This window comes from Njordella calcicola (assembly GCF_056494125.1).
In genome coordinates this window covers 3,861,163-3,883,510 of sequence record NZ_CM151396.1, presented here as the reverse complement: position 1 = coordinate 3,883,510, position 22,348 = coordinate 3,861,163, and the positions used below count along the sequence as shown (strand labels likewise).

General features: G+C 51.9%; 19 protein-coding genes. 5 read left to right on the top strand and 14 right to left on the bottom strand.

Going from position 1 to position 22,348, the window contains the following annotated elements; translation table 11 throughout:
- Positions 1-733 precede the first annotated feature (733 nt).
- From SH302x_RS15180 to SH302x_RS15150, 7 genes are all read right to left on the bottom strand, one after another.
- Complete coding sequence (locus SH302x_RS15180; protein WP_479363239.1) at positions 734-1,603, bottom strand: sialidase family protein; 870 nt, start codon at positions 1,601-1,603, stop codon at positions 734-736.
- A gap of 226 nt (positions 1,604-1,829) precedes the next feature.
- A complete protein-coding gene (locus tag SH302x_RS15175; RefSeq protein ID WP_479363238.1) occupies positions 1,830-5,264 on the bottom strand; it encodes an efflux RND transporter permease subunit in 3,435 nt (1,144 codons plus the stop codon).
- A gap of 5 nt (positions 5,265-5,269) precedes the next feature.
- A complete protein-coding gene (locus tag SH302x_RS15170) occupies positions 5,270-7,489 on the bottom strand; it encodes an efflux RND transporter periplasmic adaptor subunit (protein ID WP_479358196.1) in 2,220 nt (739 codons plus the stop codon).
- Between the two features lie 3 nt (positions 7,490-7,492).
- On the bottom strand, positions 7,493-8,398 hold the full coding sequence (locus tag SH302x_RS15165) for a hypothetical protein (RefSeq protein WP_146675859.1): 906 nt from the start codon (positions 8,396-8,398) through the stop codon (positions 7,493-7,495).
- A 38-nt stretch (positions 8,399-8,436) separates the two neighbouring features.
- Entirely contained in the window at positions 8,437-8,901 is a 465-nt protein-coding gene (locus SH302x_RS15160) for a hypothetical protein (RefSeq protein WP_146675860.1), read from the bottom strand.
- Between the two features lie 61 nt (positions 8,902-8,962).
- Entirely contained in the window at positions 8,963-9,802 is an 840-nt protein-coding gene (locus tag SH302x_RS15155) for a zf-HC2 domain-containing protein (protein ID WP_479358195.1), read from the bottom strand.
- A 2-nt stretch (positions 9,803-9,804) separates the two neighbouring features.
- Positions 9,805-10,413: an RNA polymerase sigma factor gene (locus SH302x_RS15150; protein WP_479363237.1), complete on the bottom strand. Its 609-nt coding sequence runs from the start codon at positions 10,411-10,413 to the stop codon at positions 9,805-9,807.
- 1,061 nt (positions 10,414-11,474) lie between these two features.
- On the opposite strand from SH302x_RS15150, the gene SH302x_RS15145 reads away from it, so the two are divergent.
- Both SH302x_RS15145 and SH302x_RS15140 read left to right on the top strand, forming a co-directional pair.
- Positions 11,475-11,693: a heavy-metal-associated domain-containing protein gene (locus SH302x_RS15145; RefSeq protein ID WP_479363236.1), complete on the top strand. Its 219-nt coding sequence runs from the start codon at positions 11,475-11,477 to the stop codon at positions 11,691-11,693.
- Positions 11,694-11,738: 45 nt separating this feature from the next.
- The gene (locus SH302x_RS15140) at positions 11,739-14,000 is read left to right on the top strand and encodes a heavy metal translocating P-type ATPase (RefSeq protein ID WP_479363235.1); all 2,262 of its coding nucleotides are present in this window, start codon (positions 11,739-11,741) and stop codon (positions 13,998-14,000) included.
- 78 nt (positions 14,001-14,078) lie between these two features.
- Here the strand turns inward: SH302x_RS15140 and SH302x_RS15135 are convergent, their stop codons facing one another.
- Positions 14,079-14,579: a four-helix bundle copper-binding protein gene (locus SH302x_RS15135; protein ID WP_479363234.1), complete on the bottom strand. Its 501-nt coding sequence runs from the start codon at positions 14,577-14,579 to the stop codon at positions 14,079-14,081.
- Between the two features lie 102 nt (positions 14,580-14,681).
- A complete protein-coding gene (locus SH302x_RS15130) occupies positions 14,682-15,227 on the bottom strand; it encodes a hypothetical protein (protein WP_479363233.1) in 546 nt (181 codons plus the stop codon).
- Positions 15,228-15,416: 189 nt separating this feature from the next.
- Here SH302x_RS15130 and SH302x_RS15125 point away from each other — a divergent pair, with 189 nt between their 5' ends.
- Complete coding sequence (locus SH302x_RS15125) at positions 15,417-16,115, top strand: GNAT family N-acetyltransferase (protein ID WP_479363232.1); 699 nt, start codon at positions 15,417-15,419, stop codon at positions 16,113-16,115.
- Between the two features lie 128 nt (positions 16,116-16,243).
- Positions 16,244-16,918: a hypothetical protein gene (locus tag SH302x_RS15120; protein ID WP_479363231.1), complete on the top strand. Its 675-nt coding sequence runs from the start codon at positions 16,244-16,246 to the stop codon at positions 16,916-16,918.
- A 129-nt stretch (positions 16,919-17,047) separates the two neighbouring features.
- Here SH302x_RS15120 and SH302x_RS15115 read toward each other — a convergent pair whose 3' ends face one another.
- Genes SH302x_RS15115 through SH302x_RS15095 form a run of 5 tightly spaced genes read right to left on the bottom strand, consistent with a single transcriptional unit; the run spans position 17,048 to position 22,147 of the window.
- Entirely contained in the window at positions 17,048-18,181 is a 1,134-nt protein-coding gene (locus SH302x_RS15115) for an ABC transporter permease (RefSeq protein WP_479363230.1), read from the bottom strand.
- On the bottom strand, positions 18,178-18,870 hold the full coding sequence (locus SH302x_RS15110; protein WP_479363229.1) for an ABC transporter ATP-binding protein: 693 nt from the start codon (positions 18,868-18,870) through the stop codon (positions 18,178-18,180). The genes SH302x_RS15115 and SH302x_RS15110 overlap by 4 nt, the downstream gene beginning before the upstream one ends.
- A complete protein-coding gene (locus tag SH302x_RS15105) occupies positions 18,871-20,436 on the bottom strand; it encodes an efflux RND transporter periplasmic adaptor subunit (protein WP_479363228.1) in 1,566 nt (521 codons plus the stop codon).
- A 2-nt stretch (positions 20,437-20,438) separates the two neighbouring features.
- The gene (locus SH302x_RS15100; protein WP_479358189.1) at positions 20,439-20,957 is read right to left on the bottom strand and encodes a hypothetical protein; all 519 of its coding nucleotides are present in this window, start codon (positions 20,955-20,957) and stop codon (positions 20,439-20,441) included.
- A 35-nt stretch (positions 20,958-20,992) separates the two neighbouring features.
- Complete coding sequence (locus SH302x_RS15095) at positions 20,993-22,147, bottom strand: ABC transporter permease (protein ID WP_479358188.1); 1,155 nt, start codon at positions 22,145-22,147, stop codon at positions 20,993-20,995.
- Between SH302x_RS15095 and SH302x_RS15090 the strand changes: the two genes are divergently transcribed.
- The gene (locus SH302x_RS15090; protein ID WP_479363227.1) at positions 22,146-22,295 is read left to right on the top strand and encodes a hypothetical protein; all 150 of its coding nucleotides are present in this window, start codon (positions 22,146-22,148) and stop codon (positions 22,293-22,295) included. The genes SH302x_RS15095 and SH302x_RS15090 overlap by 2 nt on opposite strands.
- Positions 22,296-22,348: the final 53 nt, after the last annotated feature.

The window sequence follows — 22,348 nt, the reverse complement described above, 5'->3', positions numbered from 1 at the left end:
CCGAGCACAAGGTGCCCAACGAGCATTAGACGGTTCTTGGGTTCGAGGTGAAATCCTCCAAATGATTGAGTTTCAACGGCTCAAAACTGACTTTTGCTAACCAGGTTGTCGCGGTTAACCCAGAGAGTTCGAGAGATTCGGCTATCCTGTACGGGGTGGAGAGCAGGAAACGGGCGATCCTGGACGTTGAGCTGGCAGGAAGAGACGAACGGTTCGGGGTGGCGGTTAACAAGAAACCCGCGAAAACCACGGATTTAAACGAAAAAAGCCGAGGTAGAGACCTCGGCTTTCTTCGTTAACTAAACCAGACCAGTTTCGAGACTGTTCTGAAAGGCTCCCCGAGCGCAACCCTCTTCGTAACAATACTCTCTGCGCTCGAAATTCGTAAAGCCTTGCAACGCAAGGACTTACGAAGTTCGAGACCCGTTTGGTCTGTTTCTTCACGAAGAGGTTCTAACTATGGGTTAACATCCTCTCCGGGTATGATAACGACGACTCACTTTCGCAACAATAGGAAAAAGCGGCTTGTTCGCCATTCGCCGTTCCATCATTCACCGCCTGTCTGCACCAGCCCGTTGACGAGCCGACCCGATCAATGCGACGAACTGCATTGCGTTTCTTTCCACAGTTGGGAAGCAAAGCTCGTTCGCAAGCAGCCCGATTCGCGTGCATGTTTCGGCTCCTACACTCTCGTCACCGGGGAGCCAACTGGCATGGATCGAGTGAAACGATGCTAATGAACTAACTGGCACTCGATAGATACTCGGTCGCCGGCTCGCTGCTCCCAAAACACGAAAACTGGCGATTCATTGCCGTCACCAACTGCGACGATTGGATCTCGAGCGTTTTCAGCAATAGTTGTCGAGTTGGGAGTTCCAAGCTTCGCCAGCCGAACTTGGCCATCGCGTTTGGTGAGCCAAACGACATAAGTCCCACTCGGGTTGCTTGCGATCCAAGGTTGTTCACCGTTTTCCAACATGGTATCCGACTTGGCTTTTCCAATGGACGTGAAGACAGTGTTGCCACGACGCCAAGCGGTAACAACTTCGCCATTCGGTGCGATCGCCAACATGCCGCCGTCCATTGGGCAAGCATTTAAGCTCCAATGTTGGATTCCAAGTCGTTCTCCGAGGCCGAATGTCTCGCCTTTATTGTTTGAAGAAACCAGATACATATCACGATTCCCCTTCAATGAGTTTCGAAACAAGACATGCACGGAATCGCCTTCGGTCGCTACCGATGGATGGCAGCACTCACAAATACTTCCATCGGGAGATTGGTAGACCAACTGATTCTTGCTCCAACTGGCCCCTTGATCGATCGATTTAGATGCGAAGAGCTGAGTCCGCTTCGCACGAAGGTCAAGCCAAACGCACCACAATGTTCCATCGTCACTGGCTGTCATTGCGTGCAGGCCCTCCCGCGCCGAGGCCTCAATGTCGTTGACCTTCACTGGGCCAAGCCAGCTCTTTCCGCCGTCCAGTGAGCGGTACGCCAAAACGTCTCCATCAGCACCTTTGCCCTGCGGACCTCCAATCGCAGTGATGACAATAGCGTCGCCGGCATGAGCAATCCGAGGACCTCTTCGCATTCCAAGAGACATGTTAGGTACCTGAAAGGCGACGAGCGGTGAGGGCTTTTCATCAACTCCAGTTCTGCAGTAATAAACGTCAGCTCCAACGCCGAATGTGACATGGGCGACACCCCTCGAGTCAACACACGCTTGGGGTTGTTTCGGTGATCTCTCGCCGCTCCCCGAGATGATGGTGAATGGTTCGGAACCAGAGACGAACGCGGGAAGCAACATCAGAAGAGCTGTCAAAGCAGTCTTAAACATTCGGTGAACTCACTTGGTCTGACACGGGTAGCCCAGAGCCAAAAAGGTAAAAAAGTGCAGGAGTGACGATTTGGTCTAGAACGGTTGATGCAATCATGCCGCCAAACAACACAATGGAAAGCGGGTAAAGGATCTCCTTGCCAGGTTCGCCGTACCCGAACAACAAAGGAAGCAGTCCTACAAAGCTGGTCATGGCTGTCATCATTACGGGCGCGAGGCGTTCAAGGCTGCCGCGAATGATCATTTCCTTTCCAAATGGCATTCCATCAACTTCCATCAAGTGTTGATAATGCGAGATCATCATGATGCCGTTGCGACTAACAATGCCTATGAGCGTGATGAATCCAACCCAGTGCGCCAAAGATAAATGGGTCGCCTGAATCCAGATACCTGGCCAGAGATACCAAGCTTGGCCCACGAACTCAGAAGCTTCAGGTCTATTCACAATCAGGAGCGCAACAATCGCGCCTAGCGCTGCTAATGGCACGTTCACAATCACCTGGAGTGCAGAACGCTGCGAGCCAAGTGCTTTCATCAGCAGCAGGTAGACGCCGACGATACTCAGCAGTGCAAATCCCCATAATCTGTACGTGGCCTGCTGCTGTGCTTCGAATTGTCCACTGTAGTCGAGATAGTACTCACCTGGCAGCTCATGAAGAGATTGTTCAACCGGCTGGAGTGCTAGTTTGATATCGCGTACGACACTTGCCAAGTCGCGCCCCTGGACATTGCAGAAAACGGCAACTCGGCGTTGAACGTTTTCACGATTGAGTACATTGGGGCCGGTCGTATCCAAGATTTCGGCTACTTGCGAAAGTGCGACCTTAGCTCCGGAAGGCGTCTCAAGAATGGTTTCTTCTATGACGTTTGGATCTTTGCGCGCCTCCTCGTCATACCAGACCACTAAGCCGAAGTACTTATCCTCTTCGATAACCTGTGAAACAATTCTGCCTTTGAAAGCCGTCTCCAATACTTCCGCCACGTCACCCGGTGTAAGACCGTATCGTGAAGCCTCGTCACGCTTGACTCGCATCTGCAGTTGCGAAATCTCAATCTGTGGCTCAATCTGCAGGTCGACGACCCCGTCAATCTCTTGCATCCGAGCCTGAATATCGTATGCCGCGGTGCGAAGCTCACGCAGATCAGGACCAAATACCTTCACCGCGATCTGAGCGCGAATGCCGGACATCATGTGATCTAAACGATGGGAGATCGGCTGGCCGATGTTGACGGCCGCACCCGGAATGCTTGAAATCCGATCGCGCAGGTCCGCAATCACCGACTCCTGCGCTCGCCCCTGGTATTCAAAGCTCCAAAGATGCGCGATCGGAATCGCTCGCAGGACAGCATTGTGCCATCCCACTTTCTCGGTCTTATGTTGAGCGAATCGCACTTCGAATTCCGTGTTGTTCACACCTTCTGCATGCTCATCCAACTCGGCACGTCCGGTCCGGCGGGCAACCGAGAGAACCTCTGGCACTTCAAGCAGGATATCTTCAACGCGGCCAGCAATTCTCTGGCTCTCGCCTAGGGAAGTTCCTGGTTCAAGTCGTAGATTGATTGTCGCTGTTCCTTCATTGAATGGCGGCAAGAACTCACCGCCCATCCAAGGAAGGGTCATGCAACTGAGCAGCACTAATACGCTTACTCCAGCGAGGACTGTCCTTGGACGACTAAGCGTCCATCGCAGCAATCGTTCGTCCCAGTACTTCAACCATCGCATAATTAATGGTTCGCGTCTGTCGGCTAAGAATGGCGCGCGAGGCAGCAATACACTGGCCAGTACAGGTGTAAAGGTTAAGGCGACCACCAACGAGCATAGTAAGGCGACGATGTAGGCAATACCAAGCGGTGCGAACAACCGCCCCTCGATTCCGGACATCATGAACAGCGGCAACACAACCAACACGACGATGAGAGTTGCATAGACAATCGAGTTGCGAATCTCGCTCGATGCTGAGAAGATAACATCCAAGGCAGGCTTCTGAGCTTCAGTTGGCAACTGCTTGTTTTCGCGAAGTCGACGATAAATGTTTTCAACGTCCACAATCGAATCGTCGACCAAGTCGCCGATGGCAACGGCGATTCCGCCAAGTGTCATCGTGTTTATCGTGATACCGAACAGGTAAAAGACGATGACAGTTAGCAATATTGACAGCGGCATGGATGACAATGAGCTGATGCTTGTACGAAAGTTACCCATCAAAAGAAACAGAATCACGATGACCCAGATAGCGCCGTCGCGTACTGCTTCACTGACGTTGTCAACCGCCGCTTCAATGAAGTGGCTTTGGCGAAAAATTTCGGATTCAAGCTTTACGTCCGCTGGCAACTCACGCTGAACCGAAGCCAGCACATCGTTTATTCTTCGGTCAAGCTTAATCGTGTCCGCGTCGGGCTGCTTTTGCACGGTAAGCATTACCGCCATACCGCCTCTCAACTCGCGGTACGGCCTAGCATGTGGTTGTCCAGCGAGATCTCTATCGCTAGCTGCTTCGTGCTCGCCATCGTTCATCTGCGCATATTCCGCAGCTCGATCGACGGCGAAATTTACATCTGGCTCAATCTTCACGACCGCAGAAGCGTCGCCGCGCTTAATCGGTCCGCCCAGTTTGACATCGGCCACATCGCCGATTCGTATGGGTACTTGCTCACGCCAAAGGATCGGAGTGGAAGCGACCTCATCGAGCGTTAGCGACTGGCCTTGGATACGAAGTAGCGATTCTTTTTCGCCGCGGTCCATCACACCACCACCCGCAAGCACATTAGCTTTCGCAGTGGCGTCCGTTAGCTGTGCAAGGGTTACATTGCGAGCCGCCAGCCTCGAAGGGGAGGTGAGGACTTGATACTGCTTAAGAATTCCGCCCATCACGGAAACCTGCGATACGCCTTCAACGGCAAGGAGTCGATTGCGCACCGTGAACTCGCCCAGCGTGCGCAGCTCCATTGCTTTCGCGTCCGCCTCAAGCTTCGAGCTCGGTTCAATATCGCTACGAAGCGCGAGCAACATGATTTCACCCATGATGGATGAAATAGGTGCGAGCGTCGGGTTGGTGCCCGCCGGCAGTTTTGATTGAGCTAGCTGCAACTTCTCATTCACGATCTGTCGATCAATGAAGATGTCGGTTCCCCAGTCAAATTCAACCCAAATGATCGAAAGACCAATGGCCGATGACGATCGAACGCGTTTGACTCCGGTCGCTCCGTTTAAGAGTAATTCGATCGGTCGCGTCACAAGCACTTCGACTTCTTCCGGAGCCAGGCCCGGTGCTTCGGTCATAATCGTCACCGTGGGACGATTAAGGTCAGGAAACACATCGACAGGCATGGTCCGAAGCAACGATGCTCCGACTAGCATTACGAGCAGTGATGCAATCGCAACGATCGCCCGGTTATGTAATGAGAAACGAATGATGCTGTCGAGCAAGGATGCTACCTCAATGATGCAAAGGCCGTCTGTAACTCACGACCACCAACGGTTACGACCAACTCACCCGCTTCAATACCGTCAACAATTTCCGTGTACGCACCATCAGAGCGACCAATCTTTAGTCGGCGTCGATCAACGTATCCATCGTCCTTTTGCACAAAGCTGAAATAGTGCATCCCCTCGCGAAGGATGGCGGATGAGGGGATCGCTAGAGTCGATGTCGGACTTCCGATCGGCAAGACGACCGTGATCAATGCGCCTGAGCGAAGTTGCGGGACACTGGAGTTAGACTTTGGAGTAAGCCATATCCTCTGTGTGCGGGTCGACTCGTTTACGGTTGGACCGATTCGTGAAACGACGACTGGAAAGCTAATGTCAGGATTGGCAAGTATCGTGGCGATGCCATTCACTTCTCCATTTAGAGAATGGGTCTCGGGCGATCGTACATGCGCCTCAATCCATACGGATTCGAGATTGTGAATTTCGACAAGAGGCTGGCTCGCGGAAACGGTTTCGCCTAATGTGACTACGGACGAGGTAATGCGCCCTGCTATGTTGGAGCGAAGTGGAAGATAGTTGAGGATTCGCCGTTCTTTAACGATTGATTCTATTTCGCTTTCAAGTAATCCCAACGTAGAAAGCTGCCGCCTTAGGCTTTCGGCCCGCGCCTTTAACTGGTCCGCTTCCGAGCGCGTTTCCAATACGATGCGTAGTGAAACCGCATCGCCTTTGACGCCGTCAAGCCGATCAGCGCGACGAAGCGAGAGATCGGCGTCAAGCGACGTGCTGATCAGGTCGAGCTGGAGCTTGTGAAATTCAGGCGAAGCAATCTCCAATAATATTTCACCAGCCTCGACGTATCGCCCCGGGTTCAGTTTGTGCGAATAGACCGTTCCGTCTAACTGAGAGGAAAGTACACTTCGGTTCTCTGGGGGCAACGTCACGGACGCAGTGAGTTGCGTAGTCGAAGCAACTTCGCGGTGACTCGCTGGCTCGGTCCGTATCCCTAAACGTTGCTGGTCACTGCTAGAGAGCTTTAAGACGCCAAGAAAGAACAAACTCGATAACTCATGACCTCCCTTTACTACCACTCGGTCACCAGGATAAATGTCGCCTTGGAGTACTTCGACCATCGGCTCGATCTGCTTATGCGCCTCCAAAGTACGCTTACCTAACTGGATGGTTTTCTTCCGGTACTCTGCGGAAGTCCGAGTCGATGCCTCTTCAACAAAGACATAATTCTGCAGCCCGTCGCTGTACACTGCCCGCTGCGGAACGGTGAGTTTCTCATCTTGCTCTGACGTATAAATCGTGCCCCGACCAACAAGTCCAGGAATGATCGTTTGGTTTGCGAGTGTCATCCACGCTGAACTGACTTGAGTTTGGGAATCTAAACCAGCATCCATTCGATCGATAACGCCTTCTACCGAGATCGACGACGCAGGGAACTCGACCTTCACTCGGTTGCCTACTTTGGCCTTGAAAATATCCTTTTCCAAGAGTTGAAGCCGAACCCAAACTTCATCGGTATTAACTACTTCAAATAGGTGTTCCAACGCCTCCACGTACTTGCCCTCTGCAAGGTCCGAGTGAAGGATCTGGCCAGCGATAGGCGATCGAATGGGATAGTTCAACGAACCAGATGCGCTGTTTTGAAAGACATCGGGAGAAACGCCAAGAGTACGGGCGCGAATTCGTGCGACTTCCACGCGGTTCTGGCTCTGCTCAACTGCGTTTTCGATTTCCAGCAAACGTTGCATCGGCACAGCTCCGGCCAACGCAGTTGGCCTTGTCATGTCAAGCAGACGCTGATTAAGGCTTACGTCATTAACTGCTTGCTGATAATCCAGTTTGAGCAGTTCCAATTCGCGGCTACTCAACTCGGCAATGATCTGGTCCTTTTTCACAAAGTCCCCAGGACGCGATAGTAGTTTGGCGATGCGACCAGAGATCTGCGCCGAGCCGAACGCCTTTGCTTGCCACGGTGTAACGGCCTCCGCATAGACCGTCAACGTGGAAGCAACGGTGCCTACCAGAAGTTCTTCCGCTTGAAGTCCAATGGCATTCCGCGCTTGCGCTGACAATGTCAGTTGACCATTCTGTGTATCAACTTGAACACCCTTGGTGGGAAGCGGTTGATGTCCCTCGTGGCCGCTAGCCGCCGACGTAGCCAGGGCAAGCATTAACACTGCGATGAATCGAGCTTGTGATGGAAGATTCATAACCTACTTCTTGATGAAACTATCTGGATCAGGCAGCGGGTCCGTTGACTCTTTTGCGGAAGCCAAAAATTCGTCGACGCACGGAGGGCAGCAGAACTCGTAAGGCTTACCATCGATAATCCACGTAAATTTGGAATTCGCTTTTGTTCCCGAGATAGGACACAGCATGTCGCCGACTTCTGGCTTCATGTCATGTTCCGACTTCATCCCTTTGAACTTTTGCGAAGCCGTCATATTGCCATTGGCTTCGATGTCCGCAACGGTGTACCGACCGCCCGGTGTCAAATACAACTCTCGTTCTGCTTCGTTAGCGACCTTAGCCGGCATGTCGGACGATTCATCATGGCTCTCCTGCCCAGAGACAAAACCCAGACGAAATCGCTCGCCATCGATTCGAATGTTTGGAATGGTTACATCCAGCTTGCGCCCCACCAGCTCCTGTGGCAGTTGCCCCATGAAAAGCGAAGTCTTCCCAGGGCTGTCGCCGTCCTGTGGAGATGCCTCAAACGAGATTGGTTTGGAATCCGCGTCCCCTTCGGCTTTGACAAACCCTTTCAACGTCTGGCTTTCCACGTCGATAACTCGACTCTCATCCTTGCCAAGCGTGTAAAGCCGAACAGCACCTGCTGAATCGATGACCGCTTCCACGTGATAACTGTCTCTCCCCAGCGAAATCATGATGCCGCCGTGAGCACCCGGGATATGACCATGTTCACTGTCAGCGTCGCCGGCAATTGAGTTCGTTGCAGATCTCTCATCGCTTGCAACGCCAGCCTTTTCACCCTCAACGCGTGGTGCAGTCTGATCTGCGGTCTCGTCCGATTGCGACGGATTACAGCCACTAAGGAAGACCAGAGTGGTCACCGCTAGGGGCAGAATAAACAAACAACACAAGTTCCATCTTTTCATTTCTAAACACCTTCAGTTGAAACAGTAGAATCGGACGGTTACTTCTTGAGCGACGCTTCGTAAAGGTCATCAAGCTTGGACAAGAACTTGGCTGGTTCGGCCTTCATCTTCTTTACACATGGCGGGCAACAGACGTATACAAAGTGCCCATCGACAATACCGTGCTTCGAATCGGCAGAGATTTCATTGTCCGTCATCACCAAGCAGTGTCCTTGGGCTTTGGCGAAGTTGGTTCGGATCTTTTCAATGTGCTTGGCATCCGGCTTCGCCTCTAGGCATGCTTCACAACAGACATAAAGCACCTCTTTGGTTTCTGGATTCGTCATCTTGACCGGCTTGGCATGGTCAGTGAGGGACTCGCCCGACACTGGACATATCGCTTGCACAGCTATCCGCAGACGCTCGCGACGTTGCTCAGACGTTTCGTCTTTTGCTGTTTGCGCATAACTTGATGCTGCCGCAGTGAAAACGAAAAGGAGAGCGAGAATACTGTTCTTGATCATGGTTTGGTCCTCTATGGAACAAGGGAGTTGGAAAGGGATAGCGAATTCATCGAAGTGGAACTTACAACTTCAGAGATGCTACCCAGTGATTCACTTCAGTCAGATCATCTGCGCCGACGATCGTCATTTGCCGATCTTGATTTCTCCAGCTAACGGCTAGTTGCCCAGCTGACTCAATAATCTTGCAAGGCATGCCCGCGCACTGCGTCTCAATTGACGGGGAGTCGCCAAACCAGACAGGTTGCTCATCTCTGTGTTCAAAAACAATCAGTGATGTGCCGTCGCTTCGCTCACAAATGGTTGCCGAGCATTTGCAGCATGGCATGTTCAAAACGTGTGTTGACACACGTGTGAACCCCTCGGGAACACTCTTGAATAATGCCGGCTGATAACCAAGATATTTCGTAGCTTCTTCGGTACCTAGTTCACGGCCGTCGTACTTCTCGCTCAGTTTGGACAAGGCGATCTGAGGTTCCGTTCTGGCTGAGCGGAATACCTCGGCAAAATCTACAGCCATGGCAGCATGATCGTGCAACGCATTAGCGGTGTCGTGATTATCGGGCGCAGCATAGCGCAGTGCCGAAACCAGGATAAGAACACCAGCAGCCGCGGCCAAAATAGAAGTGCCATAACGCTTGGCCCAATCCCTCCATTGGAATTCTGTCGAAGCAAGTGTCACAACAGGAGATTCAAGTTTGCGAGAAACTTGTTCCCATACTGCTTCCGTATCGACTATCCGCTCCGAACGTCGCATCAATACGCCCATCGAGCGGTATTCAGACATCAGCCCACGGCATGCATCGCATTGCTCAACATGCTCCTCCAGTTGGAGACAAGCCGCGGTGTCGAGCTCTTGGTCGATGTACGCCGACAAGTGCTCTGCAACCATATCGCAATTCATTCTTATGCCTCCCAGCCCAAGTGGATCAGAGAAGTCCTCAATTCGTTTCTAGCCTTGTTTAGTCGTGAACCAACGGTACCTTCGGGTATGCCCAGAACGCTTGCGATCGCTGAGTATCCAAGCCCTTCGACTTCTTTCATGTGTAAAATCGCTCGCTGCTCACCCGTGATTTGTTGCATAGCCAACTCAAGCACCTCAATATCTTCGTCTGCTTGAATCTTTTCATTAACATCGAAAGACACTTCTCCAGCCTCCGCGACTTTTTGAATGCGCTGTTCTTCTCGTTTCATTTTTCGCAGGTACTGCAAGCTTTGATTCACAGCCATTCGGTGCGCCCATGTTTCGAGCGTCGATTCGAAACGAAACTGACTAAGCCTCGAAAACAAGTGGATGACGAAGTCCTGCATTACGTCGTCAGCATGACTATCGCCAACAATCTTTCGAATGACTCGATAGCACCTAGCTGCCAATAGTTCGTAAATGTGCTTTTGTGACTCTCGATGTCCGTTGCTGGCACGACTAATCCACAGCGTCAATTCTTCTTTAGTCAGCGGTGATGCACGATCCTCCGCTTTTCCATTCATCTCATTGGATGACTCTGTTGGTATCATTCTTCACTCCTTCCCGCCGAAAAGAGAAAACTGCCCGAAGCCTTCGGAAGCTTCGAGCAGGACTCAATCTCAGACCGTACTTGTCGATCTAGCGAGGGCAGCAAGGTTGATCTACCGCACAGCAGTAAGCATTTTTCATGCAGCAGGAAGGTTCGCTAACGGAGGCCTCAGACGCTGCATTCGTGCTTTGCTGACTTCCATTTACCGAGTAGGAAACTGCGGAAAGAGCGAGAGCGCCCAAAACAGCGAGTTTTGTCAACATGATTCACCTATTTTGTATAAGAAACTAAAAAGCCAGTGGTGTGTGCCTGAAGTTAAGCACACAGCCAGTCAACAATCCCGAAGCTATCGGTTTGTCGGTCTTCTCATTTCTTCCAAACACAGGCGATCGACTGCCAGGAACAACCCTCGAAGGGAATTGGAACTTCATGTCTTTGAAACACAATCCGTTGCGCACGAGGGATGACGTCCCAAGTCGTTAGGGCAGTCGTGAAATACTGCACAGCAATGGACAGAGATCGAGGTTCGTGCTGAGCAGTAGCGCTAGAAATAGCTTTCGCGCATTGGCATTTGTTGTTCCCCGCAACGCTGGAACTTCGAAGTCCCTCGGAATTCACACTTCTCGCACCGGATGCTTGGGCAGCAGCACATTTGGGGCACTTTGGCGAAGGGAATGCGTTCGGCACCGCGTGATCAGCGCTGGCTGGCGTAGCCACTTGCGCAGTCGCCAGACTTGCAATGATCGTTCGCGAGAGGCAGCAACACGAAACTCCGCCAAAGATTTGACTGTACGCAACCGCGAACAGCAAAACGACATGGAGGGTAAGTGATGACATGACTCGTGCTTTTGCTTCAAATTTCGATGCTTACGTGCTTTGGATGGACCTCAAACCGCGTTCCTTCACGGAATTTCCAGTTTTTTTCCGATTTTGGCTCCGCGAGTCGAAGTGCTGGTAGATTTCCCTGCGAACAGGCCCATTCTACCTGAAGAATCGTTGCCGTGCCGGCATCCAACCTAGCGATACGGCCACTTCACCTCTACGCCAATAAGGGACGCAAAAATGAACCAAGTACCACGTAAACAGGCCTTCCAGATCACTGGCATGACCTGCGGCCACTGTAAATCAGCGGTTGAGTCAGCCATCCGAGCCACCGAGGGCGTAACCGCTGCCCAGGTTGATTTGAAAGCAGGAAAAGCAGTTGTCGAGGGGCAATTCGTCGACAAATCAATCGTGGCTTCCGTCGAAGAAGCCGGCTATGAAGCAGTAGCCTCTCATTAGCAACCTCTAGCCAAGTGGTGGGCCTCTCAGACGAGGAGATGGATAATGATGAATGCTGAGCAGACGGTCGAGATTGGCGTCAAGGGCATGACCTGCGCTGCATGTGTCCGACGCGTCGAAAATGGACTGCGCAAGATCCCATCAGTGACCAGCGCTTCAGTCAACCTCGCGACGGAGCGTGCGGCGGTCGAGTTCGACCATTTCCCACAAGCTGGCGAACTCGAAACGATCCAACTTGCGATTACAAAGCTGGGTTATGAGCCCGTTGAGCTCTCCACGGTGCGAAACTCGGGTTCGATTGAGGACAACGATTTAGAAGCTCAGCGATTGTGGCATTTGTTCGTCGGAGCAGCGATCTTTGCACTACCGATCGTTGTGCTTGCGATGGCTCCCATGTTGTTCGACGGAGTCATGAGTTTGATGATGTCCTGGTTGTCGATGGAGCAGTGGAATTGGGTCATGTTCGGCTTGGCCATTCCTGTTCAATTCTGGTTTGGCGGACGCTTCCTTCGACTAGGCGCAAAGAGCCTCTTTTCAACATCTCCCGATATGAATTCGCTGATTCTTCTGGGGACGATGGCCGCTTTCCTCTACAGCACTGTTGTCACGGTTTTTCCCCAGTGGATTCCTCCGCAATCGCGTCATGTCTACTTTGAAGCGTCGGCAGTAGTGATCACGCTAATCTTGTTAGGCAAATTCCTTGAAACGAAGTCTAGGCATCAAGCGTCTGACGCAATGAAGGTACTTCTAAAACTGGTACCGAAAATGGCCACAGTTATACGCAACGGTGAAGCGGTAACCATTCCTGCGGAGGCTGTTGTCCTTAATGATGTTGTTGAAGTCCGTCCTGGATCTGCCATCGCAGTGGACGGTGTGGTCGTTAGTGGCTCTACCTATATCGATGAGAGCATGGTGACTGGTGAGAGCGTACCAGTGGCCAAGGAAACGGGGGACGAAGTGGTGGCAGGTACGATCAACGGCAGTGGAAGTATTCAGTTTCGAGCCACTGCCATCGGAGCCGACACGACTTTAGCGAAGATCGTGGCGTTCGTTGAATCTGCGCAGGCTTCGAAGCCGCGCATTCAAGGCATTGCTGATCGAGTCGTCGCGTACTTTGTACCCGTGGTGTTGTTGATCGCATTGCTTACTGCCCTCGCATGGCTTTTCGTAATGCCCGGCGGCTCAATCGATCAAGCACTCATCCATGCGGTCGCTGTACTCATTATTGCTTGCCCATGTGCAATGGGACTCGCGGTTCCTACGAGTGTGATGGTGGGTACGGGCAAGGCGGCGCAACAAGGGATTCTGTTTCGCTCGACGGATGCGATCGAGTCTTTGAGCCAAGTTGCATTGATCGCTTTTGATAAAACCGGAACGCTGACGGTTGGAAAACCGCACCTCTCGCTATTCCACGTATTGCCACCGTTCTCGAGTGACGACTTGCTGGCCCAACTGGCTCTCGTAGAACAGCGATCGGAGCACCCTTTGGCCACGGCTATTGTGGATGCCGCTGCCAAAGGGCCCAAGTCGCCTCTTACCGTAACCAGCTTCAACGCCATTGCAGGCGCGGGAGTTGAAGCCGAATTATCCAACGGTCACGCGATAATCATCGGCTCGGAAAAGATGATGCGAGAACGCCGCATCGATACATCGTCGTTAGATGCACAAGTGGCTGATGCAATGTCCGAGGGAAGCGGATACTTCTTTGCGGCGGTCAATGGTTCGCTCGCCGCGATCATGATCGTGTCAGATCCCATCAAACCGTCGACACCAAGTGCAGTGGAGCATCTAAAACAATCGGGCTACGAAGTGGCGCTCATCTCAGGGGACAATGAGCGAACCGCATTATCGATTGCAGATCGCTGCGGGATACCAGCAACGATGGTATATGCGGAAGTGCGTCCGAATGACAAGGCAGACGTGGTATACACGCTCAAGCGAGACGGACGACGTGTGGCTTTCGTGGGCGATGGCTTGAACGATGCTCCTGCGTTAACAATTGCTGATGTCGGCATCGCGATGGGCACAGGAACAGACCTTGCGATCGAGAGCGCAGATGTGATTGCGATGTCTGGCGACATTCAGAACATTCCGCGTGCGATAAGCTTGTCGAAGGCCGTGATGTTGAACATCAAGCAGAATCTGGGCTGGGCATTTGGCTACAACGTTTTGCTTATTCCCATTGCAACCGGCCTGCTTAAACCCATCACAGGTCTGAGTCTGTCACCGATAGCGGCAGGTCTGGCGATGAGTCTCTCTAGCTTCTTTGTCGTGACAAACGCATTGCGATTAAGGTCGTGGCGATGAATTTGGTTTCGGGCCGCGCCTGAAGCGCGGCCCGAAACAACAGACTCTTTATTTCACTTCCCGGTTGTTGCTATGCAATCATTTTTGAGCTTGCTTGAGCATGTCGCGACATTCCTTCGCGCACTCTCGGCAGGATTTAGCACAAGCGGCCATATGTTCATCATCGGGAAATTTTTCACACGCAGCCGCACACTCTTCACAACACTTGGCGCAGCATTCGAGCATGGGCTTAGCTAAGGGGCTGTTGCGCGCGCACAGTGTCGCACATGTTTTGCAGCACTCGGCGCAGTCAGCGCACATTCTTGCAGTTGCTTGATGCTCCTTTTTCCCTTCGGAAAGCATTTTTAGGCAATGATCAAAACAGCTATCGCACTCGATCTGGCAAGCGGCACAGACTTCGGCGCATTTTTTCATTTTCGAATCCTCATGTTGGTCAGCAAATGCCGTGAGCGGAACAATCGCAGATAGGGCGAACGCGGCAACAAGTGAAAAGTGGGACATGACAAACCTCGCATTGAATGGACTTAACGCAGCATCGAAACGGTCGATACCTTTTTCCGCCGCTGCCGCAGCACTCATGCCGGAATACGGCGTTTCTTGGACATAGAGCAAGTATGCCAAAAAATCGAAAAAGCTGTGAAGGCAATTCGCTTGAGCTTCATCTAAGCACTCACTCAAGATTTAGCGAGCATTCTGCAAACGACTTGCGCAGTGGCGAATCTGATTGATCGCCAATCGAGCAAGTTGAGTGCACAGTGTTCGCAAATAATCCAAAGTTCGCTGAAGAAAGTGTCTGCCAAATGCATCCAAACTCAAGGTTGCGGAAGTGGTTTCATGCAACGCGAGGTCCAATAGTGAAATACGAGGTTGAAAAATGAAGTCAGTAGCTATGTTTTTGATGTTGGTTCTTTTTGCGGTTAGTCTTGCAATTGCGGCGAGTGTCGCAAGCAACCCGACCACTGATGTGTCACAATCATGCGTTTGCTCCAGTTGCTGTACCGACGGCGGCTGCTGCTGTGAAACCGGGATTTGCAGCTGCGCACAGTGCACATGCGAATGCTGCACAAGCGATTCCAATGCCTGTGAGGCCACTTGTTGCGGAGGCAAAGAATCTAGCTCAGCCGCGAGCACGCTCACACAGGGTGTCGAGAGTGGTACGTGCCCAATGTGCCCATCCGAGAAGGGACTGAAAAAGGTCGTCTCAGGTGCCAAGTAGATTGTCAACAATACTAACCCGTTTGTTAAACCGGCAGGTTGTCAAAGAGTGTTGGTTGTCTTTAACGACCAACACTCAATGCGAGGCTAGCTTCGCATTGGCCTGAAATGTTAATTAGGAAGCATTGAACAAAAATTTGTCTCGACGATCGGGGAGGAATCGTTATATCCACAAACGAAGAAGGAATTGAGCGCGTTGCCATGCGTTATGAGACATTGGTGATAACGGATGCAGCATTCACGCTCGCTCCGCGAAAAATCGATAGGCTTGTGTATTCACTACTTCGACGCGTAGGTATTGCCGACTTCAGCCTGCTCATGTGTTCCAACGTCGAACACTTAGCTGCATCCGGACAAAAGTTACCCGACGGGATTGAACTAATTGAACTATCGGTCGAGAGCTTCGATATTCTTTCACAGTGCAACCCGCTCCTCCAGTGCGAAGCTTTTCAATATCTCGATCGTAAAAGATTTCGTTGCTATGCATTAATGGCCAGCGAAGCGATTGTTGCATATGCCTGGGTTGGCACGGGCGATATTCCAGCCGCGCATAACTCCAGCGGACATGTATGGACAGGTCTTCCGTTATTTCTGGATCCTGAGACCGCTTATCTTTTCGCCGCATTCGTAAAACCTGAGCATCGTGGAAAGCGGTTATATCAAGTGCTCATTAGTCAGGCAGCAGAGATTCTTAGGGCGGACGGAGTCCTGCGAATTGCTTTAACGACTGACGCCAACAATGCACGAGCGATTCAGGCTGTAAAACGGATGGGATTCGAAGTTTGTGGAGTAACAACGTTTTGTGCGTTTGTTGGCTGGAGAAGAGCTTACTACTGCGTTTCGTCAAGCTTCGAGCCGAGTAAAGTTGGACAATACGTGGGTGACCCCCGCACTCGCTAGCAAACCGGCCTTCGTCAATCCGAGATCCCGACACGCATTCAACATTACTTCGACATTCATGCTCCGAATCAGTTTTATTTCTGAAGGTGAGTCGCGAGCGAAGCATCAAACTTGTATGTGTGGACCGAATGGCGGCTCACGACCTCACAGAAGTCGACATCTTTGTATTTACGATGTCGCAAGTCATGTTCTTGAAAGGAACTATGATGAGTATCGAAAGTTTTGGAAAATTTGCGGCTTCGATCGCACTGGTAGCGGGTCTCGCACTTGCCTTTCCGCAAGTGACACAAGCCCAATCACGGATCAATGACAAGGTATCGAGAAACAATGGGGCGGGCTTTTGGGCCAACCAGCGAACTTCTCGCAACATCCAACATGCCAGAGACTATTCAACTGGAATCCAGCGGTATGCAACTCAATCGCCGATGATTCAAACGCAGGTGACGCAAGCCGAATCCCAGATGCTTGGTCAGCAATTGCAGGCCATTCAGCGTGATTTGGTAATTGTTCGTGACGAACACGCAACTAACCCGAAGGTTGTCGCGCAAGTCAAGAAGATCGAAACGCAACTCGGCCAAGCGAACGCAGTCCAGAAGTCGCTTCATGAAGAATGCTGCAAATCATCACCAGATGGAAAAATGTGCGCAGAGATGTGCAGCAAGATCCAAGTATCGCTAGATGAAATGAAGAAGGAGCACGACAAGCTGCTAAAGGAGCTCGGTCACGAAGATGCCGCACACCATGCGGCAGGTGGACATGAGCCTCTCGATCATGAAACGCCGGCACCAAAGCCTGGGAAGTAAAGTTTTTATCGCCCGTGTTCACCTTGAACAATCGTTAGTAGGCAGTTCGCCTTTTGCGAGCTGCCTTTGGCGTATCATCGCTGGAATCTTTCTATTCAGTCGGTTCCTCTACGCTTCTTTTATTCGCGACTATGACTGACGAAGAGCGTGCACGATTGAAATTGTTGAAGCTTGGATTGCTGGAGGTAAACCAGAGATCACGCCAACACAAAGGGAAATTGCTGATCCGGAAAACGCCTGTGCTACGGACGGTCGGAAGGCAATAGTCGCTCCCTCAGCTCCGATCGCAAAACCACCGAGACTCAGCGCGAGCATCGCAAGCAACGTTCCGGTTACGCCTCCCACCAAGCATAAGAGTGTGCTTTCGGTGAGAACCAGACGCATGGTGGTTAGAGGACGCACGCCGATGGTCTGCAACACTGCGTATTCCTTGATGCGATCCTGGACACTCATGACCGTTGTAGTAGCCACAAGCGATAACACCAGACCGACACACGCGTAGCCGAGCCAGTGGGCAAACCCGATGAGGTCGACAAGATCCGAAAGTGTGCTCGCTTGAAACGCTCCTTTACGACGCGTTTTGGTTGCCACGGCACCAGCTCGCAACTTGGAGTCGATTTCACTTGCCACGCGATCGGGATCGGCATCGTCGGTCAATTGGACCTCGTGCTGAGTAACCAGTCCGGCTGCGTTGAGGCCGCGGGCATACTGCAGAAAAGCGAGACTCGTATAAATAAGGTTTTCTTCGGAAGGCACCGTCGACGAAAAAAGCCCTGCTATCCGCACCGAAATGTCACCGATCGAAAACTGGTCGCCGACTTTTAAGCCTCGACGATTCGCAACATTGCGCCCGACAATGGCTGCATCGCGTTGTGATTGAAACTGTTGCCAGCTACCGCTTACAAGCGTGAGTGGTCGCGACTTTTGGATCTGGATGGGGTCGGCACCGTTGAACACCACGATGTCCAAGCTTGCTCGACAGTTATTCGTCCACACTTGGATAGGCATGACATCGCGCACCCCATTAATCTCACGGATCTTCGTTGCATAATCCTCTGGCAAGCGGCTGGTGGTTGGGCAAAAGCGATTTTCCTGAAACACAATCAAGCTGCGATCCGCATCGGAACCCGTCGTCAGCCGATGAAGCCCTTCTTGAACAGAGCCAACGAAACAAAAGACGAACATCGCTACCGCTTCACCCGATACCGTCAGCAGCGTTCGAGTACGGTGTCGCCACAATGTTTTCAAGACATAACCAATCATCGAGCTGCTCCTTCTGCGCGTGCCAGAAACTTGCCCCGATCGAGGACTAATTGCTTGGTTGCAATGGCCGCGACGTTGCTATCGTGCGTGACCATCAACATCGTGATATTGAGTTCACGATTGAGTCTCTGCAGAAGTATCTGAACTTGGTCGCTGGTTTCTGCGTCCAGACTCCCAGTCGGTTCATCCGCCACGACAACTTTCGGATGAGCCACTATTGCACGAGCAATGCCCACGCGTTGTTCTTGTCCACCGGAAAGCTGGCGGGGATAGTGGTTTGCTCGATCGCTCAAGCCGACCGCCTCTAGAGCCAGTTCAACTCGTTGCCTTCGTTGCGCGGAGGATAACTTCAACAGCAGCGTTGGTAGTTCAACATTCTCATAAGCGGTCAACACAGGAATGAGATTGTGTGTCTGAAATATGTACCCAAGGTTGGCAGCTCTCCAATCAGCAAGCTGCGTGCGAGACAACTTGGTCACATCTGTCCCATCGACAGTAATTGTTCCCGCATCGGGCCGGTCAATTCCGCTCACCAAGTTAAGCAGCGTGCTTTTGCCGGTACCGCTGGGACCCATTAAGGAGATGAACTCGCCTTCCTCAATGTCCATGCTGATGTTGTCAAGTGGCGTGATGGTCTCTTCGCCCTTGCTAAAGCTCTTGCTTACACCACGAAGTTCTACGAGTGCCATCTATTTCATTCCTATAATTGGATCGTCGCTTGTTACATGCACCCTCGCACCATCTCGCAATCCATCTCTTCCTGAAGCGATCAACTTATCTGTAACTCGGAGACCTGATTTGATTGCGATGAGGTCATCGGCCGCTTTACCACCTAATTCCACCGTGCGTTTTCTCGCCGTTGAATTCTCATCAACTATCCATAGAAACGATTGTGAATCGCTGGCCTGCACGAAAGACTCTGGAACGAATATGCGCTCGGCCTCTCCCATTGAATCGGACGATACGTCGCTTTTCGGAGCCAGAAAAGCGGCTGTGACGAGCATCTCGGGGCTCACGGATAGTGGTGGGTTAAGCAACTCAAGCTTGACCTCCAATGTATTTTTCTGAATGTTCGCCGAGCTGGTGATCTGCAGCACTTGACCGTGGATTACATCGGCAGAAGAGGCGGTCTCAATGTTGACTTGTTGGCCCGGTATGACCATCGGAACGTCCTCAAGTCGCACATCAACTCGCACCTGAAGTTTTTGTGGATCATACATTTCGACGACCGTACTTGAGCTTTGTCCAGCCGTAGTTTCGAGGCCCATGACTCGCGATCCAGGAGATGCGACCACTCTTAGAATGCGACCCTGCATCGGAGCGCGTACTGTACTCCGCTCGAGGGCAAGTTCCGCTTGGCGTACTTGCAGCTTAGCTTCATTTCGATAAGCCTCCGCCGATTGAACCTTCGCTTCTGCTTCTTGCAGTTGCCGAGTTTCCTCTACCAGCAACTCCAATTGCCGTTCAAGAGCGTGAACGACTTCCTCGAGCGCACTGACCTCGCGTTCCAGATTAGGTTCGCGTTGTTTCAACTCTTGCAAGTTTGCTGTTGCCATCGCATGCTCGTTTTCGGCTTTCGCGATCGTGTTATCTGAGATCGCCCCCTTGGCTGATTGCTTTCCTGCCATACTACCAAGCGTGTATTTAACGCTCGATTCGGCAGACTTGATAAGGAAGGGCAGTTTGGCTAACTCTGTTTTTGATTTCGTCAAATTGCTCATTGCATCGGCCAGTTGAATCTTCAAGTGCACGGGATTGTCGAAGCGAATGCGAGCTGCGGAAAGCTCCGCCTTCGCGCGATTAAGTTCACCTTCGCGGATTGCTAGGGCATTCTTCGCTTGCTCAAGTACCAATTCCGCATCGATGGAAACCAATCGTGCGATTGGCTCCCCTTTTTGAACTGTTTGCCCGCCCACGACCATTAGCTCCTCGATAACACCGGGAGTCATCGCGGCAACGCTAATGGCAGTTGGACGAGGCTCGATCCAGCCTGGCGCTTGGAATAGCGTTGTACCTGCTTGCTGAAGCTCAGCTCGTTTTACAATCACCGGAACGACCGTCACTGCGCGAGCCGGCATAAAGCGAGAGCCCGCCGCAGCGAAAAGCAGCATCGCAAAGCCCAACAAAACGGCGACAGGTAATACAAACCGCGACCACCATCGCTTCTTGTGTTGAAGTGATGGTGTTTTGGTTGCGCTGATTGTCGGCGTACGATCTAGCGCCAGGCTGCTAAGATCTAGTTGTTCTTTTGCCACGATCATTTACCTGGCCGAACAAACACTTGGTTGGCGGCAACGGTAAGGTTGCCTTGTTCATCACGCTTGGCTTTACCTTTGACAACCACCGTCGAGAGCTCTTTGACCTTTAGTAGGTCACGAGCACTTGAGGCAACTGGCTTGCCTGCCTCATCCACGAGTTTGATTGTTGCGATATTCTCCTTAACTGCTTCTGTCTGACAGCAATAGTCCCACGGAGTTGGACAACCTTCATCGTCCGCGCAGTAAGGTACTTTGGGATCGACGATCGTGAACGCTGCCAGTCCTTCAACAAACGGCTTGCTTGATCCACCGATCAAACCAACAAGGGTAACTTCTTGACCGTCTTCGCTCTTTGCTCGAGCTTCACCTACGGGCATGGCTCCCGTGGGCTCGCTTTCAACAAGAAAAGACGAAGTGGATTGGCTGGTATTCGCAGTCGATGAGCTACTGTCTTTCGACTGACAGCCGACAGAGGCAAGAGTTAAAACGACCAACGCGATACTTAAGAAAACTTTCATCTTAACGCTCCAAAACGAAACAAGGGTTTTCAAAACTAAACAGCTTTAAGGCTCGCTGCGACTTCTGCTCGCAGCGCTTTCAGTGCCGGTGGTAACGCACCAACGACACCCAATAACAGTCCGACGCTGCAACCAATTAAGATCGCTACGCCGTCGATGCGTAACGTAAACGCACCCATCGTGAACCGAACTGCCATTCCATTCAGCAAGGTCAGCGCGATCACTCCAGAAACGAGCGATCCGGCTGCAGATAGAAGCACACCTTCTTGGATCAAACTGATCAAGATAGCGCAACGGCGGTAACCGATCGCCTGCAACGTCGCTATTTCCCGGACGCGGCCTGCAACCGCTCCGTACATCATGTTCAGCCCAGCGAAAATCCCCGCACTGGACACCAGCACTACGACCAGCCAAGCCAACAATCGAACGGGCTTATAGTGTTGTTGTAGCGTTGCGTAATACTCAGTTTCCGCTATCGCCCGAAGCTCAAGGTCTGTTCGTTCCTTGCAAAACAATTCAACTTCAGCGGGTGAACTGCCCGGCGATAGGAGCAACGCCACTAAACTAATGTCTTGCCGCTTTGATGTAGTTTGAAAATCGGACAACCTGCACCAAATCTCAGACTCATAAGCAGCACCGCCGGCCGCGAATCTTCCACTGATGTTCCACGAACGTCCCTCGAACTCGATACTCTTTCCAATAGCGAGTTCATCTTCGCGGCTTCCTAGCTTTGCGGCCGCCAATCGCCCTACCATCACCTCGCCGTCACTTGGCCAAGCACCATCGACCAACTGAACTGAACGTCGGACCAGGGGCGCGGCGAGAGTTACACCCCGCACCAATCCCAATCCGCCTTCATTGTTTTCGCTCTTAACTCGTGTGCCTGCATATAACTCGGGCGACGCATGATTGAGTCCAAATCGCTTGATCGTTCCATCTACACTGGCAGTCAATAAGGATGGCGTCCGGGCAGGGATGGATGAGTTCTCAATGTTCTCTTCCGAGTTCACCGAGTAAACCAATACGACGTTTTGGTCGCCGCTTGCGGTCAACGACTGTTCAAGTCCACGAATGAACCCGACCACCACGAACACCAACATCACGACAGTGGCCAGTGCCATCATCGTTAATGCAGTGCGCACCGGTCGCCTAGCCAGATTGCGAACGCCGTATTCCCAGGGAAGCAGCATGAAGGAGGTCTTACTTAGGCTGGATCATCACGCTGCGAAAAGTTTGCGCAGCACCGAATCTCAACAAGTGAATCTGAATCGTTGTCCTACCGAACAACACTTAGAAGAAACGCAAAGGCGTTGGCTGGCTCAGATCTGCCAAGATTGAAGCGCTATACGCGCATCGCTACCCGTGAATGCATGCTTCACGACGATTCTCGA

Coding starts and splice junctions, on each gene's coding strand:
- SH302x_RS15160 (WP_146675860.1), bottom strand. CDS start 8,901: ATGATCAAGAACAGTATTCTCGCTCTCCTTTTCGTTTTCACTGCGGCA.
- SH302x_RS15155 (WP_479358195.1), bottom strand. CDS start 9,802: ATGAATTGCGATATGGTTGCAGAGCACTTGTCGGCGTACATCGACCAA.
- SH302x_RS15110 (WP_479363229.1), bottom strand. CDS start 18,870: ATGGCACTCGTAGAACTTCGTGGTGTAAGCAAGAGCTTTAGCAAGGGC.
- SH302x_RS15120 (WP_479363231.1), top strand. CDS start 16,244: ATGGCGGCTCACGACCTCACAGAAGTCGACATCTTTGTATTTACGATG.
- SH302x_RS15145 (WP_479363236.1), top strand. CDS start 11,475: ATGAACCAAGTACCACGTAAACAGGCCTTCCAGATCACTGGCATGACC.
- SH302x_RS15180 (WP_479363239.1), bottom strand. CDS start 1,603: ATGTCTCTTGGAATGCGAAGAGGTCCTCGGATTGCTCATGCCGGCGAC.
- SH302x_RS15115 (WP_479363230.1), bottom strand. CDS start 18,181: ATGATTGGTTATGTCTTGAAAACATTGTGGCGACACCGTACTCGAACG.
- SH302x_RS15090 (WP_479363227.1), top strand. CDS start 22,146: ATGAAGGAGGTCTTACTTAGGCTGGATCATCACGCTGCGAAAAGTTTG.
- SH302x_RS15135 (WP_479363234.1), bottom strand. CDS start 14,579: ATGAGTGCTGCGGCAGCGGCGGAAAAAGGTATCGACCGTTTCGATGCT.
- SH302x_RS15095 (WP_479358188.1), bottom strand. CDS start 22,147: ATGCTGCTTCCCTGGGAATACGGCGTTCGCAATCTGGCTAGGCGACCG.
- SH302x_RS15125 (WP_479363232.1), top strand. CDS start 15,417: ATGCGTTATGAGACATTGGTGATAACGGATGCAGCATTCACGCTCGCT.
- SH302x_RS15100 (WP_479358189.1), bottom strand. CDS start 20,957: ATGAAAGTTTTCTTAAGTATCGCGTTGGTCGTTTTAACTCTTGCCTCT.
- SH302x_RS15165 (WP_146675859.1), bottom strand. CDS start 8,398: ATGAAAAGATGGAACTTGTGTTGTTTGTTTATTCTGCCCCTAGCGGTG.
- SH302x_RS15170 (WP_479358196.1), bottom strand. CDS start 7,489: ATGAATCTTCCATCACAAGCTCGATTCATCGCAGTGTTAATGCTTGCC.
- SH302x_RS15140 (WP_479363235.1), top strand. CDS start 11,739: ATGATGAATGCTGAGCAGACGGTCGAGATTGGCGTCAAGGGCATGACC.
- SH302x_RS15150 (WP_479363237.1), bottom strand. CDS start 10,413: ATGATACCAACAGAGTCATCCAATGAGATGAATGGAAAAGCGGAGGAT.